14 protein-coding genes and 2 pseudogenes are annotated in these 14,049 nt (G+C 53.2%); all 16 read right to left on the bottom strand.

Going from position 1 to position 14,049, the window contains the following annotated elements:
* Window positions 1–29 precede the first annotated feature (29 nt).
* Window positions 30–254, bottom strand: coding sequence for a transposon-transfer assisting family protein (locus CEQ75_RS02765; protein ID WP_089608984.1), 225 nt, complete (start codon window positions 252–254; stop codon window positions 30–32).
* A gap of 2 nt (window positions 255–256) precedes the next feature.
* On the bottom strand, window positions 257–835 hold the full coding sequence (locus CEQ75_RS19465; RefSeq protein WP_420838522.1) for a YodL domain-containing protein: 579 nt from the start codon (window positions 833–835) through the stop codon (window positions 257–259).
* 68 nt (window positions 836–903) lie between these two features.
* A pseudogene (locus tag CEQ75_RS19460) lies at window positions 904–1,828 on the bottom strand (ArdC-like ssDNA-binding domain-containing protein); the annotation flags it as partial.
* Window positions 1,829–1,912: 84 nt separating this feature from the next.
* Window positions 1,913–2,311, bottom strand: a pseudogene (radC, locus tag CEQ75_RS19455) (RadC family protein); the annotation flags it as partial.
* A gap of 175 nt (window positions 2,312–2,486) precedes the next feature.
* Window positions 2,487–2,666, bottom strand: coding sequence for a hypothetical protein (locus CEQ75_RS02755; protein ID WP_089608982.1), 180 nt, complete (start codon window positions 2,664–2,666; stop codon window positions 2,487–2,489).
* On the bottom strand, window positions 2,663–4,804 hold the full coding sequence (locus CEQ75_RS02750) for a DNA topoisomerase 3 (protein ID WP_089608981.1): 2,142 nt from the start codon (window positions 4,802–4,804) through the stop codon (window positions 2,663–2,665). Before CEQ75_RS02750 ends, CEQ75_RS02755 begins: the two co-directional genes overlap by 4 nt.
* A complete protein-coding gene (locus CEQ75_RS02745; protein ID WP_089608980.1) occupies window positions 4,801–4,995 on the bottom strand; it encodes a hypothetical protein in 195 nt (64 codons plus the stop codon). The genes CEQ75_RS02750 and CEQ75_RS02745 overlap by 4 nt, the downstream gene beginning before the upstream one ends.
* On the bottom strand, window positions 4,992–5,573 hold the full coding sequence (locus CEQ75_RS02740; RefSeq protein WP_242965355.1) for a CD1107 family mobile element protein: 582 nt from the start codon (window positions 5,571–5,573) through the stop codon (window positions 4,992–4,994). Before CEQ75_RS02740 ends, CEQ75_RS02745 begins: the two co-directional genes overlap by 4 nt.
* 136 nt (window positions 5,574–5,709) lie before the next feature.
* On the bottom strand, window positions 5,710–5,961 hold the full coding sequence (locus CEQ75_RS02735; RefSeq protein ID WP_089608978.1) for a DUF4315 family protein: 252 nt from the start codon (window positions 5,959–5,961) through the stop codon (window positions 5,710–5,712).
* 2 nt (window positions 5,962–5,963) lie between these two features.
* Window positions 5,964–8,114 carry a CD1108 family mobile element protein gene (locus CEQ75_RS02730; RefSeq protein WP_089608977.1) on the bottom strand — a complete coding sequence of 717 codons (2,151 nt, stop codon included), beginning with the start codon at window positions 8,112–8,114 and terminating at the stop codon, window positions 5,964–5,966.
* A 1-nt stretch (window position 8,115) separates the two neighbouring features.
* Window positions 8,116–10,512 (bottom strand): VirB4-like conjugal transfer ATPase, CD1110 family, encoded by a 2,397-nt coding sequence (locus CEQ75_RS02725; protein WP_089608976.1) that lies wholly within the window; start codon window positions 10,510–10,512, stop codon window positions 8,116–8,118.
* Window positions 10,454–10,864 (bottom strand): PrgI family protein, encoded by a 411-nt coding sequence (locus CEQ75_RS02720; RefSeq protein WP_089608975.1) that lies wholly within the window; start codon window positions 10,862–10,864, stop codon window positions 10,454–10,456. The genes CEQ75_RS02725 and CEQ75_RS02720 overlap by 59 nt, the downstream gene beginning before the upstream one ends.
* 18 nt (window positions 10,865–10,882) lie before the next feature.
* Window positions 10,883–11,752: a VirB6/TrbL-like conjugal transfer protein, CD1112 family gene (locus tag CEQ75_RS02715; RefSeq protein WP_089608974.1), complete on the bottom strand. Its 870-nt coding sequence runs from the start codon at window positions 11,750–11,752 to the stop codon at window positions 10,883–10,885.
* Between the two features lie 14 nt (window positions 11,753–11,766).
* Window positions 11,767–11,982, bottom strand: a complete 216-nt coding sequence (locus CEQ75_RS02710; protein WP_084234496.1) for a Maff2 family mobile element protein — start codon at window positions 11,980–11,982, stop codon at window positions 11,767–11,769.
* Window positions 11,983–12,026: 44 nt separating this feature from the next.
* On the bottom strand, window positions 12,027–13,802 hold the full coding sequence (locus tag CEQ75_RS02705) for a VirD4-like conjugal transfer protein, CD1115 family (protein WP_089608973.1): 1,776 nt from the start codon (window positions 13,800–13,802) through the stop codon (window positions 12,027–12,029).
* Window positions 13,799–13,990 carry a DUF3801 domain-containing protein gene (locus CEQ75_RS02700; RefSeq protein ID WP_089608972.1) on the bottom strand — a complete coding sequence of 64 codons (192 nt, stop codon included), beginning with the start codon at window positions 13,988–13,990 and terminating at the stop codon, window positions 13,799–13,801. The genes CEQ75_RS02705 and CEQ75_RS02700 overlap by 4 nt, the downstream gene beginning before the upstream one ends.
* Window positions 13,991–14,049: the final 59 nt, after the last annotated feature.

The following is a 14,049-nucleotide window of genomic DNA, read 5'->3' as shown; positions in this document are numbered from 1 at the left end:
CACCACCCTTCTGCTGTAGTTGCTCTGTTTTAGTCCTCTTCTTCCTTGTAGTCGGGAACCAGTATCAACTCTCCATATTCCTGATCACTCATGGCCGTCAGCTTCTTCAAAGCTCTTTGGATAAGCCCGGCAAGCTCTGCTTCTTCAGGAGCAAGCTCCAGGGCGATTTTTTCAAGTCCTGCCATCAGGCCGGACCGGGTGCCCGTATCATAAATACACATGAGGTTAAGCTCTTCAATACTAAAACTAACCATCTTCATCTCTCCATTTCTGCAGTTTTGTGAGGCAATGTTTTGCTGATCTCTGATTTCTCCGCAGACTTTTTCAGCTGCTGCTTTACGGATTCTTTCTGCGGTTTTTTCTCTTCATCAACTTCGCTAGCCTCTCTAGTTTTTTCAAATTCTTTGGTTTGAACGTTATTGATCAGTCCATCAAATTGATTGTCATTCTGCTCCACCGTATCCTCGATGCTCCGCAAGGGATTGATGGGTTTGATGAACTCTGCCACTTCCTTGAAGCCGATAGCATCCACATAATGAGCCGTGTAGTCACCGTGTTGCTTCAAGACGATGACATCGCTCATGGATAGGCTATGCCCGGTGAAGTCCTTGGGCCGATCCTCATTGAATTTTTCATAGATGACGTTCAGCGTCCCATTAGTGTCAGCTACTGCCTCAAAATGTCCGGTGTAGGTCAGATCATAATTCTTATAGTCCACAGTCAGACCAAGCTTTTGCAGGTGATGCAGGCTCTCGAATTGATGGTTGCGCAGATTCTCATCGTTTTTCAGTTGATAGATGGCGTAGGTGTCATCCGGGCCGGTGAGGAATTCCACCTCCTGTAGGCGAGGAGAAGGATTCTCATCAGTCTCCGTCTTTTCGTTTTGCTTTTCTATGTCTGCTGCAGAAATCCCGCGCTCCTGGGTGATTTCCTTAAAATGGCGGTCGATGTCATCAATGAGCTCTGCTGAGGTCTTGCTGATGGTCTCCAGGGAAGCCTTCAGCTCAGGAAGATCCTTGTCCTTGCTCCATGCAGCGATATAGCCAAAGCTGTTCTCGTCGGTGGCGATGCCATAATAGGCACATACTGCGAAGGAGACACTTTCTGCCTCCACTTCTTCTGTTCTTCGATCCTTGGACTTTTCCGGTGCTTTGCCAGCTTCTCCATGATCCTTTTCCTGGTCAGGCTGCAGATTATGAAGCTTGGCGTGGGCGATCTCATGGATGGCCGCAGAGACCGTCTGGATTTCGCTCATGTCATCCCGAATGGCGATCTTTTGTCTGCCATGGCTGAAATAGCCATCGGTGCTGCCAGGCATGGCTTCGAAGGAGATGGGAACCGGGGAGGATCGCTTCAGAGCCTCCATGAAAACGTCATATTGCTTGACGTCGCCGGTCAGGGTACTTGCCAGCTGGGGCAGGGGCTTCCCGTCCGTCTGGGAGACATCAAAGACTGAAACGACCCGAAACCGGGGGATATTGATTTCCACTTCCTCCTTCAAAGTCTTGCCAGTGACATCCCGCAAGGGTTTCTGCGTCACAGGATCTAGCTTTTCAACTTCCCTTTTCGTTTTGACAGGGGCTGGGGCAATGATACGGATGCCTTTTTCACCCTTCAGAACATTTCGCTGGAACTGATCCTGCCAGCGATTGTATCCGGCCACTAGTGTGGCATCCGGTTTTTGCATGGCGATCAGGATCGTATTGTTCAGGGAATAATGATGGAACCTCGACATGGTGCGCAGGTAGTCCTGGTATTTGTCGCCGCTGAAAAAATCACGGATGCCTTGTTCCAGCTTGTCCGTGATCTCCTTAAGTCCATCCTTGATGCTTTTTCCGGGGGCCGTCTGAGCTGAGGATTCCCTGACCGCTTCCTTTTGGCCGTAAGCTGCGGGCGATTCAAGCACGCCGTGGGCCTGGAAGGAATAGTGATCCTGCTGATTGATCCCATTGATGATCAGGTGATCCAGCACCTGGATGCCCAGAAGATTGCCCGTTTCCTTCAGCCTTTTCGTCACGGTGAGATCTTCGGGGCTTGGCGTCAGATCGCCGGATGGGTGGTTGTGACAAAGGATCACCGCATTGGCCTTATTGACGATAGCGTTACGGAAGACCTCCCTGGGATGGACGATGGAGCTATTGATGGTCCCAAGGGATACGACCTCGTGATCGATGACACGGTTCTTGGTATTGAGGAATGCCACGACAAAGGCCTCCTTGTCATGGACCTGATCCATCACCGAGCGAAAGAACCCCGCTGCCGCATCCGGTGAATTGATGACCGGGTTTTTCGTGTTGATGCCGCTGCTCATTCGATAAAGATCCAGAAAGGCCTGGTGCTTTTCCCGCTGTGCAGGTGTACTCAAAAGCTGTGTGGCGTTCTCCACCAAAGCGCCGATGCCCTTTCTCTGAGCGTATTCCAGCGCGTCATTCTCCTTGACGCCGATGATCCTGGCAAAGGCCTGGACATAACGAAGTTCATCAGTGTTATTCATCGCTATCCACCTCCAGCTCGTCCATCATCTCAACTAAGAGAAACAGATCTCCCAGTTTGTCGGCATCTTCCGGTGATAAAACATATTTCTCCGGATTCTCCCAGAGCTCCAGCAGATTATCCGTGCTCACCTCAATGCCGAGGAGAGCCTTGATCCGTTCCTTGACATTCATGATTTTTCCATCCTTTCCTTGGATTTTGTTGATGTTTTGTCCTTATCCTTGGTTTCATCAGGCATAAATTCCAGCCTGAAATTGACGTACTTGCCGCCGGTATCCTCCATGATGATTCGAGCATCGTAGGTCTTTTGCGTCTTGGGCGAATACAGGCTTTTCATCTGAATACAGCCATCCTGCAGAAGAGCAGCAGCTGCCTCGCGAGTCAGTGTTTTTTTCTTGTCCTTGAAGAAACGGTTGTCCTTCCATAAGGCGAAAGTACAGGCTTTGTTCTGGCAGAAAAAACGACGTTCCCCTTCCAGCACCTGATCCTGGCAGCGCGGGCAAGAACCGATGCTTTCCGGATTCAAGGCCAGCTCGCCGGGGGCTTCAGAGATCGCCCGATAGGTTCTAACCAGATCCTTCAGGTGCTGAGAGATCTCCGCCATGAAGATCTCAGGTGAGAGCTGACCCTTTTCAATGCGCTTCAGCTTTTCCTCCCATTCCGCCGTCATCTGAGGGGATTTGATCTGCTCCGGTAAGATCGTGGCCAAAGAAACTCCCTTATGGGTGGGCTGCAGGGTCTTGAGCTTTTTATCACCTCGGCGCTCTACCATCTCAGTCTTGATCAGCTTTTCCAGGATGCCTGCCCGTGTGGCCGGAGTCCCCAGACCTTTGCGCTCAGCATCCTCGGGCACGTCCTCCAGGCCAGCATTCTCCATGGCGGAGAGCAGCGTATCCTCGGTAAAAAGCTTAGGAGGAGTGGTTTTTCCCTCCTCCAGCCGGACAGAGACCGCATCAAAGCGCTGGTCTTTTTCCAGTCTGGGCAGCGGGGCTTCCGTCTTTTTTTCCGATTTTCGAGTGGTAAGCGTGCTGCGATAATGCTCATCCACAGACTTCCAGCCGGACTGCAGAATCGTCTTTCCCTTGGTAGTGAAGCGTTGATCACAGCAGTCCAAAACGACCGTCGTTTCTGAATACCGATGGGCTTCTCCTGCGGCGGTGATGAGGCGAATGGCCAGAAGCTTTAAGAGCTCCTGCTCGCCCTTGGGCAGACTATCCAGGATATTTTCCTTCAGAGCATGGGTCGGGATGATAGCGTGATGGTCGCTGACCTTGGAATCATCCAGCAATTGCTTTAGATCCGTCGAATATCCCTTCGTCAATTTCTCTGGCAAAAGGGAAAGCGCTGACTGAAGGACGCCTGCAGTGGACTGCGCCATATCAGCCGTCAGGTAGCGGCTGTCGGTTCGGGGATAGGTGATGAGTTTTTTCTCATAAAGGCTTTGGGCATAATCCAGTGTTTGCTGGGCGGTATACCCAAGAAACCGGTTGGATTCCCGCTGCAGAGTGGTCAGGTCATAAAGCTTAGGCGGCTTCTCTGTCTTCTCCTGGGTCCTTACTTCAGTGACTGTGGCCGACTTTCCCTGGCACTCTATCAGGAGTTTTTCAGCCTCGGCCTTGATCTTCAGCTTTTCACTGGCTGCTTCAAAACCGGGGAGCTTCAGCACAACGGTGTAGAATGGCTCGGACCTGAAATCTTGAATGACAGACCAGCGGTCCACGATCATGGACAGCGTAGGAGACATGACGCGGCCGACATTGAGGGTCTGACGATACAAAACGGAAAAGAGCCTCGTTGCGTTGATTCCGACCAGCCAATCCGCCTGCGCCCGGCAGAGGGCAGATTGATAGAGCGGATCATATTCCTGGCTGGGCCTTAGTTTCCTGAAGCCTTCGCTGATGGCCTGATCCTCCATGGAACTGATCCATAAGCGCTTCACCGGTTTCTGACAACCCGCCTGGCGATAGACCAGACGGAAGATCAGTTCCCCTTCACGTCCGGCATCCGTAGCGCAGATGATCTCCGTCACTCGGGCTTCACCCATCAGGCTTTTCAGGATTTTGAATTGCTTTTGCTTGTCCTTGGGCACCTGGTATTTCCATGGCTCCGGAAGGATCGGCAGATCCTCAAAGCGCCATTTGTCATAGCGCTCGTCATAGACATCCGCCGGAGAGAGCTCCACCAGATGTCCAACACACCAGGAAACCAGGACATCCGTTCCTTCCAAATAACCGTCCTTTCGCCTGTTTGCTCCCAGTACTGCGGCAATGGACTGCGCCACACTTGGTTTTTCTGCAATCACCAGTTTCATTTGTCCACCTTCCTTTTCTTGTGGGGTAGGATCAGCTCCCGGTAGCAGACACCAGTGCAGCAGTTGCCCTGAAGATAGCTGCAGCCATGGCAGGGATGGGTCTTGGGTAGGACAGGAGAGAGCTTCTCCTGCCGCTGCCTGGGCTTTTGCTTCATCAGCCGTTCAAAGGGACTGTCCGTAAAATGCGTCATTCGTCATCACGCTCCGATTCTGAATTTTCCTGATCCTCTTCAACCAGCAGTTTTTCATCATAGTCGTCGTCATCATCAAAGCTGTACTCATCCAGATGGGTACTTCCCTTGACGCTGGGCTTGGGCTTTCTCAGCTTGAAGTACCAAAGTCCTCCACCGCCCAGAATGACCAGGAGGACCATGAGGATCGGTACAGGATTCATGCTTTTTACAGGTGCGGGTTCCTCCACTTCCGTTTCTGGCTCCGGAGTAGGCTCGGGTTCCGGCTCAGGTACGGTTGGAACCGCACCTTCTCCCAGCTGTGGCTCCAGCGTACCGTCCTCCTCCATCAGGGCTCTGAGGTCAGCTTCATCCACCAGGTTCAGGAAGTATACGTTATTTTCCTTGCCTGCCCGGTCGATGATCAGATAGAAGGTGTTGCCCGCTTTGGTTTTGACCGTAATGAACTGCTTGTCTTCGGCCTGTTCTCCTTCCAGGTCATCCACAATGGTCAGATTTCCTTCAGGAGTCAGGGGCACAGCAGCTTCCGGTTCAGTTTCTTTGACGGGATCAGAGGGTGCAGGCTCGGTCGTCGGCACCACCACAGCTTCCTCTATCGGATCGGAGCTAGCCGTATTCACCTTGGATTCGTCGGTCTGTGCATAGGCTGGGACGGAAAGGATAGAAAGGCAAAGCAGCATAGCAAACAGCATGGCCGAAGCACGAGGCCATTTCTTATTCATTTTCATTGGCGTTATCCTCCTGTGTTTTGAAATAATCGGGCGCTCCGCCTGTTTCGCGAAACGCCCTGATGAATGCGGCCAGCTCTTCCGGAGTGGCCGAGACGCTGCGGACCATTTCCACGATCTCGGTCTTCTCCAGCTCGTCCTTCTGTGCCTTTAGCTCGATGAGTCTGGCCTCAAGGCTTTTGATTCGGTGGGTGATCTTATCGATCTCCTCCGTCAATTTTTGTATTTTGGGATTCATGGTTACCTCCTTGGCAAACGCCCGAAGGCGTAAAAATGGGATTGGAAATACGAGGTGTTCATGGAGGCATATTGGATGGGATTTCCGGCGTGGATCATCATGCCGTCGCCCACATAGATGGCCACATGGGACACCGGACCGATGCTGTCGTAAGTGCCGGTAAAGAACACAATGTCGCCGGGCCTGGCCTCCGAGGGTGGGATGATGGCACACTGGTCAAAGATGCCCTGGGCAGTAGTTCGGGAGAGCGGATAGACGCCCGAATTCTTGAACACCCAGCAGACAAAGCCGGAGCAGTCAAAGGACGTCGATGGCGTGGAGCCTCCCCACACATAGGGATAGCCAAGATACTTCTCCGCTTCCTTGATCAGGGCCGCGAAGGTTGGATCAGACAGTGCTTCCGGCGGGATGTCGTAGTCGGTATAAGCGCCGTTGGTGGCGCCGACGGCTCGCGGAGTGTAGGGATCAGTCCCCTCGATGAAGAAATAGGGATTGAGGTACTGGCCGTTCAATGTCAGTTCCAGATGCAGATGGCTGCCGGTACTGGCACCGGTGCTTCCTGCCTTGGCAATGGCCTGGCCCCGCAGGACGTTCTGGCCTTCTGTTACCAGAATGCTGGAGCAATGGGCATAGGTGCTGCGGTAGCCGTTCTTTTCTTCAATGACCACATAGTTTCCATAGCCGCTGGCATCGTAGCCGACCCGGACCACTTCGCCGTCATGGATGGACTGGATCGGTGTGCCCAAAGCTACGCCCAGATCGAGACCCCGGTGGATCTGCAGCCGATCCGTGATGGGATGGACCCGCCAGCCATAAAGGCTGGTGACGTGGCTCGGCCAATTGAAAGAAAAGGGATTGCCGAAATACTGCTTGTTGCCCTTGGTATCCATATACACGAGATACATTTCCCGCTGGTCGGCGTTCATGCGCGGATAGACGACGGAGTACAAGGACTGGCTGCTCAGGTTGATGTTCAGGATGTAGAAATTATAGGGGACCTCCACTTCATAGCTTTCGCGGATGGTCTGGACCTCACCGGTTTCGGGATCGGTCACGGTATAGGTCCGGTACCTGGTTTCGGTACGGTATCGCACTTCGACGGTCTCCGTGATGCGCAAGCTGTACATGGAGGAAAAGAGAGATCTCAGCTCAGCTTCGACTTCGGCGTAGGTAAAATCTTCGAACCTTGCCGTCAGGTAGGCGATCAGCTCATGAGGATCATGGCCAATGGGATCTACCGTGTAGCGGTATTCATCAAAGCCGGGATAATCCGGTTCGATGTTGAGCAGGTCATACTCAAGGTCTGCCTCCAGACGGGTGTACTCAAGATCAGCGGCGGTGATGTCCTCATCGGATGCGGTGTAGGAAGTGGTGAGAAAGGCATTGAGCCCGCCCACGGCCATCTGAGAGCAGCTGGCAAAGGTGTTTAAAATCAGCATGACAACAAAGAAGATGCCGATGATGCCCAGAAAAACCTTGCTGTGCCGGGCAATGAAAGCGGTAGCCTTCTCCAGCGCCTCCTTCGCTGTTTTCGCGGTTTTCACGGTGGTTTGGGCCGCCTTCTGAACGTTTTCCGCACCTTTTCCGGCTTTAGCTGCAGCATATTCCTTCTTGATGGCCTGCTTTTGCTGCCAGCGGGATAAGGGATTGGTCGAAAAGAGCGGCCGTTCACTGGCTGCCCGTTTTTGAAGCAGGCTGACGTTGGCCTGGTCCAGCGTCTTCTCCGCCTTCAGAGATTTTCGCTCTGCTTTCAGCGCATGGGACCGGTGCGCATTCTGTGCGGTCCGGACGGTGCCTTCCGCGGTTCCTTCCAGGCGGTGGGCAGCCTCCACGCCAACATTGTCATCTTCGGATCTCGCAATCTGCAGGTGGACCTCTGCAGCAGGCAGGGTCGCCGCTGCGGACTTTAAAGCCGAGGGTGTTTTCTTCACCTGAAGCTCTTCAAACTGCAGTTTCACTGGCTTTTTAATGGGACCAAAGGAAATATTCGTCTCGTGGGTTCCCAGCGATTCTACCTTAGCCCTTTTTACTGCTTTCTCCAGCTTATTCGCTGCCTTGTCCACCTTCTGAGTGGCTTTTTGATACTCCGGGGTGCTGCGTTCCTCTGTGAACCGAAGCCGGGTGACGGTGCGTTTGGCTTTCTTGGCGCTCATCTCATACCCCCTTGACCTCAGCTGGCTTCGTCGTCATGATGCGGTAGAGCTCGGTATCCTTCGGAAAACGGTCTGCAAAGGGCAGGATCACATTTCCATAGAACAACAGGCCTTCACCTTCACCGGAATGGGTGACATAGGACAGCTGATGAGGCGAGATGTTGAGCTGTTTGGCCAGGATCTGGCGGTCCCCGCCTGCCTGATTCAGCATGTAGACGAAGTCGCTGTTTTCAAAGATATTCTCGATTTCCCGGGAGGACAGCAGGTCCTTGACGTTCTGGGTGATGCCCGTCGGAATGCCGCCCCACTTTCTGAATCGCTTCCAAATCTCCACCGAGTAGGCGGCGGTTTGTTCCTCCTTGAGCAGCAAATGGAATTCATCGATGTAGTAGCGGGTGCTTCTGCCCTCGGCACGGTTGGCGGTTACGCGGCCCCAGACCTGATCCTGCACGATGAGCATGCCCAGCTTCTTCAGCTGCTTGCCCAGTTCCTTGATGTCAAAGCAAACCAGGCGGTTCTGGATATTCACGTTGGTCCGGTGGTTAAAGACATTGAGGGAGCCGCTGACGTAGATTTCCAGTGCCGTTGCAATGAGCCGGGCTTCCTTTTCCGGCTGCTCCAGAAGGATTCGGTGCAGGTCTCCCAAAATAGGGACATTCTCCGGCCTGGGCTCATTGAGGTAGGCCTGATACACCATGCGCACACAGCGGTCGATGACAGTTTTTTCAATGGGCTGGAGGCCATCTCTGCCGCCGACGATGAGCTCGCACAGGGAAAGGATAAAGTCGGATTTCAGGGACAGCGGGCTTTCGTCCTCAGAGTAGTTGAGGTTGATGTCCATGGGGTTGATGTAATGTCCGCTGGTGGGTGAGATCTTGATGACCTGCCCCTGAAGGCGCTCCACCAGGGGGTAATACTCGCCCTCAGGATCGCAGATGGTGATGTCGTCCTGGGTGATGAGAAAGGCATTGGCGATCTCGCGCTTGGCGGAGAAGGATTTTCCGCTGCCCGGAGTGCCCAGGATCAGGCCATTGGGATTCTTCAGGGCTTTTCGGTCCACCATGATCAGGTTGTTGGACAGCGCATTGAGCCCGTAATACAGGGGTTCGCCTTCTCGCTGGAACAGCTCCTGGGTGGTAAAGGGCACGAAGATGGCGGTGCTGGAGGTGGTCAGACCTCGCTGGATCTCGATCTGATTGTGACCAAGGGGCAGGGATGAGTTGAGGGCGGATTCCTGCTGGAAGTCCAGCCGGACCAGCTGACAGTTGTATTTCTGGGCGATGCCCTGAGCCTGAAAGATATTGTTGTCCAGCTGCTGTTTGCCGTCGGCGGTATTCATGATCAGAAAGGTCACAAGGAACATGCGCTCATTGTGGCTCTGCAGATCCTGTAGCAGCTTCTTGGCTTCGCCGCCGTAGGTAGCTAGATCCGACGGGATAATGTCCATGTCGTAGCCGGAACGGACGGCCTTCTTCTGCTCTTCGATCTTCATCCGGTCCAGATCGGTGATCTTGCGCTTGATGGTTTTGATGGCCGAGGTCTGGTCGATGGACTGGATGTGGAGCGTCACCACCAGGCTGTTGTCCATGGACAGAAAATCCGCCAGCATGCGATCGTTGAGCTCGGGGGCGAGGATCTGCAGGAAGGAAACAGAGCAATTCTTTTTGCCCATCCGAAAGTTCCTGCTCTCGGAAAAATCAAAGGATGCGGGTGCGATGTAGTCTTTGGTGGAAAGGCCCGATAGGGGCAGCCAGTCCCAGTCAAAGAGAAAGCGCTCCTGCCCGTCCAGGTGGTAAATACTGTGCAGGAGCTTCAGGCGGTCTTTGCCGCTCAAAGGATCTGCTGCGACGCCAAGGCGCTTGAAGCTGTTCAGGAGATCATTCTCGATGCGCTCCAGTCTGGGTTTGGCTGTGCGAAGATTCTCCGCCTCGATGCCAAAGGTGATGAACTTGGTCTTGGACAGGCCGTTGTTGCCCTTGGCCAGCTGGCCTCGGAGCATGTTGGCATACTCTTCGCGGATGTCATCGAAGTCGTCGTTCTGGTCCGGGATCAGGATGGACTGCTCGAATTCCTCGATGCTGGCGCTCAGATTCAGGAAGGAAAACTGAAAGCGGATGGAACTGTCAAAGTAGTTGAGAAAGTCGCACCAGCAGTCAAAGATGGCCGTCTTGTCATCGTTCTGAGCCAGCTGGTAGTTGATGTCCTGAAACTGAATGGTCTTGGTATATAAGGCATCCGTTGCCTGGCAGATGCCGTCGGGATGCATGCGTAGGTAAGGGATCGTCTGCTGGGCCGTTGCCGGAACTTTGCTGTCACGCTTGGCTCTGGCGATGGCGCTTTCAATGCGATTTCTTTCCTCGCGGCTGAGTTTTCGTTGGATGGTTTTCTTGGTGGACAATCGCTTTTACCTCCTTGTCCAGATTGGTTTGCCGCTCTACGGCGGCATAGAAGTTATCGGTCCGGTAGGGCCGCTTCTTCGGTCGGATGAATCGGCTCTGAATGAGCTGATAGAGGATCTTTTCCAGGGGCTGACCGTTTCGTTCATACATGGCCAGCAGGAAAAAAGGCAGCATGGACAGCACCATCAAAAGAGCTGCCGTGCTGACACTCATGTGGGGTTTAGCAAGAAAAAACAGCGGGACGCCCAGTATGGCACCGCTGCCAAATGAAATCAGTTGACGCTTGGTGAGATTGAGCATCACCTTGGTTTTGATCTTGGTCAGATCCTTCGGTACAGGGACATAGGCCACAGGCTTTCCTCCTTTCGCTTAATGGGCATTGAAGATGGATTTGGCAAGACTTCCGGTCTTGAACAGGGTGAAGCAGAGCAGAACCGTATAGCCCAGGGTGGTCCAGACGGCTTTGATGATGTCGGGTTCCGTGGCAATGTTCTGCACCAGGACGGCATAGATGCCGACACAGACCATGATGAGAAAGGCCTGAAAGGCCAGGGCCAAAAGGGAGCGAAGATAATTCTGTCCCATACCGCCCCATTCCCGGTTGACCATGGTGGCCATGGGGATGGGTCCCACCGACGTGACCAGATAGATCTCGATCATGCGGCCATAAATGACCAGGAAGATGCAGATACTCAGGGCCTGCATAGTAAAGCCAATGAAGAGGCTCTGAAACCAAAGTCCGAAAAGCGGCCCCAGTTCCATGGCGGTCAGCCGCGTCTGAAGGTCTGCCACTGTGGTGGCCAGATCCACCGAGGCGTCTGCTGATATGACGCCGGAAGCGCTGTTGACCACCGACTGTGCCATATCGAAGATGCCCATGACGATATCAAAGGTATGGGTGACCAGAAGAACGGCCACAAAGGTTTTGAAGATCCATTTGAAAAAGATCCAGGTATCGATATCGTGAAGATTATTCCGGTCGATGACCATCTGGATGAGCTCGTAGGTCATCACAAAGGCAAGGATCACACCCGCGATGGGGATGATGACACTTTCGGAGAGGCTGCGGATCATGGAAAAGACGCCGGCATTCCATGCCGCCGGCGTCAATCCCACTTGACCTGCGATTTCGCCAACCTGCTGGTTGACGTTATCAAACATCCCCGACAAATTTGTGATGATGCCTTCGACAAGCATCGTCTTCAGCCATTCGGTGATTTTGTCGAGTATGCTTTCCATCGCTTTCTACCCGATTAACCGAACAGACCGGAAAGCAGCGGCACCAGTACGATGCCGATGAGGGCGACACCGCCGCCCGCCATGAGCTGCTTCATGCCCTGGGATTTGGCACCGGGGTTGTCGTTGCCGTAGCCTTCGAGAAGGTTGATGACGCCCCAGATGGCAAGACCTGCACCGAGAGCGACGACGAGGGTTTGAAGTACATCTACTGCACTGTTAAAGAATTCCATTGATTGACCTCCATTATTTTAAATTTTGAGATGAAAAAAGCCGCTCATTCAGCGGCTTCGGGTTGGTTGGACAAATCCAAGTGGTAGACCTCATAGATTTCATCCGGCTTGGGCTTGAGACGGGTGGACAGGTACTTCTCGATGTTGAAGGCATTGCGCGGGTCCGCATCGGAGAGGTACTTGTAGTTGGGGTGTTTGGTGATGTCGTACTTGCTCGAGAGAAAAGGCCGCACCCCGCGCAGCTGCAGAATACACTTGCCGCCGTCCAGTACGGCCAGTTCGTCGATGCTCATCAGCTCCTTTCCGAGTTTCTGGTAGTTCAGACTGTGGGAAACCTCACGGCCTCGGCTTTCCCCGGTGTTGAAGGTGTCGATGGTCTCCTTCCCAAGGGTTTCTGAAAGCTCCTTTAGTGTGGTGCGCTCCTTGCCGCCCAGAAAGATCGTGCTGTCCATATTGCCGATGATGGTGTCGCAGTGATCTTTATAAAGAGCCTTCAGCTGGGACTGAGCCTGCAGCACCAGACAGGCCGAGATCTCCCGGCTTCGGATGGTGGCTACCAGCTTTTCCAGCTTGGGAATTTGACCGATATTCGCCGCCTCATCAATGAGGCAGCGCACATGCACAGGCAGACGTCCGCCATAGACGTCATCTGCCTTGTCGCACAGCAGATTGAAGAGCTGCGTATAGGCCATGGAAACCAGGAAGTTGAAGGTGTCATCGGTGTCGCTGATGATGATGAACAGCGCCGTTTTCCGGTCACCCAGGGCATCCAGTTCCATTTCGTCGTAGGCCGTCAGGTCTCTGAGCTCCTTGATGTCAAAGGGTGCCAGACGGGCTCCGCAGCTGATCAGGATGGATTTGGCGGTCTTACCGGCAGCCAGTTTGTATTTCTTGTACTGCCGGACTGCAAAATGCTCCGAGTCACGTTCCTCCAGTGCGGCGAACATGAGATCCACCGGGTTCTGGAAGTCCTCGTCGTCCTCCCGGACCTCTGAGGCATTGATAAGCTCAATGAGGGTTGTAAAGTTCTGCTCGCTTTCCGGAGCTTCATAGTGGATGTAGCCCATGAGGGCGGTATAGAGCAGGGTCTCCGCCTTCACCCAGAAATCATCTCCGGCCTTGCCTTCACCTTTGGTGTTGGCAATAAGTGCCGTCACCAGCTTGAGGATGTCTTTTTCACTCTTGATGTAGGCAAAGGGATTGTAGTGCATGGATTTACTGAAGTTGATGGTATTGAGGATCTTGATCTTGTAGCCTTCCCGCAGGAGAAGCTGTCCGCATTCCACCACGACGCTGCCCTTGGGATCGGTGACCACATAGCTGGAATGGCACTGCATGAGATTTGGCTTGAGCCAAAACCGCGTCTTACCAGATCCGGAACCACCTACCACCATGACGTTTTTGTTTCGAGCAAGCCTGGGGTCCTTAGGGCGGTTGTTCATGGTCAGGCGCTCTGTCTCCGTGAGGATGACGTTGTTGCGAAAGGTTGGATCGATAAAGGGTTTGATATCCTCAGGTCTGCCCCAGCGCGCTGAGCCGTATTCGATGTTTTTACGGTACTTTTTGGCGTTTCTGCCTTTCACATAGACAGCCAGCTTGATGCAGGCGGCGATTCCAATGCCCAGGATCAGATCCTGTAGGAGCAGACTTGGCCAAGGCGACTGAAAAGCAAAAGCAAAGCCGTCCATGAGATGCAGGACTTTTTGCGAGATATCCAGTCCAGGAGAAAATCGCCAGGCCTCTCCGAGGTTCGTGGCAAAGAGAGCGATCAGGACATAGGGGAGGTTTAAAAGGAGCATCCGCTTGATTTTTACGTTCATCGCGTCAGCTCCTTATCTTTGTTTTTCACCCGGTCCATGATTTTGGTCTGAACCAGAGCCTTAAATTTGGCAAGCTGTTCCAGGATGGAAGGCTGCTTGTCCTTTTTGAGGACCTTCGCCGTGTATTCTGTGAAGGCAGCGGTGAGGGCATCTGTATTTGTCAACTTAAAATTAGGCCATATAGTCATTTAATTTTCGGCCACTAAGAAAAAAAAATTTAGTCGTTTCATAAGCATATTTAGTTTTC

The sequence above is a fragment of the Dehalobacterium formicoaceticum genome (assembly GCF_002224645.1).
Classification (GTDB): Bacteria; Bacillota; Dehalobacteriia; order Dehalobacteriales; family Dehalobacteriaceae; genus Dehalobacterium; species Dehalobacterium formicoaceticum.
The sequence above is the reverse complement of the archived record's forward strand: the minus strand, read 5'-3'. Positions and strand labels throughout refer to the sequence as shown.

Coding starts and splice junctions, on each gene's coding strand:
- CEQ75_RS02750 (WP_089608981.1), bottom strand. CDS start 4,804: ATGAAACTGGTGATTGCAGAAAAACCAAGTGTGGCGCAGTCCATTGCC.
- CEQ75_RS02765 (WP_089608984.1), bottom strand. CDS start 254: ATGGTTAGTTTTAGTATTGAAGAGCTTAACCTCATGTGTATTTATGAT.
- CEQ75_RS02710 (WP_084234496.1), bottom strand. CDS start 11,982: ATGGAATTCTTTAACAGTGCAGTAGATGTACTTCAAACCCTCGTCGTC.
- CEQ75_RS02715 (WP_089608974.1), bottom strand. CDS start 11,752: ATGGAAAGCATACTCGACAAAATCACCGAATGGCTGAAGACGATGCTT.
- CEQ75_RS02735 (WP_089608978.1), bottom strand. CDS start 5,961: ATGAATCCCAAAATACAAAAATTGACGGAGGAGATCGATAAGATCACC.
- CEQ75_RS02705 (WP_089608973.1), bottom strand. CDS start 13,802: ATGAACGTAAAAATCAAGCGGATGCTCCTTTTAAACCTCCCCTATGTC.
- CEQ75_RS02700 (WP_089608972.1), bottom strand. CDS start 13,990: ATGACTATATGGCCTAATTTTAAGTTGACAAATACAGATGCCCTCACC.
- CEQ75_RS02730 (WP_089608977.1), bottom strand. CDS start 8,114: ATGAGCGCCAAGAAAGCCAAACGCACCGTCACCCGGCTTCGGTTCACA.
- CEQ75_RS02745 (WP_089608980.1), bottom strand. CDS start 4,995: ATGACGCATTTTACGGACAGTCCCTTTGAACGGCTGATGAAGCAAAAG.
- CEQ75_RS02755 (WP_089608982.1), bottom strand. CDS start 2,666: ATGAATGTCAAGGAACGGATCAAGGCTCTCCTCGGCATTGAGGTGAGC.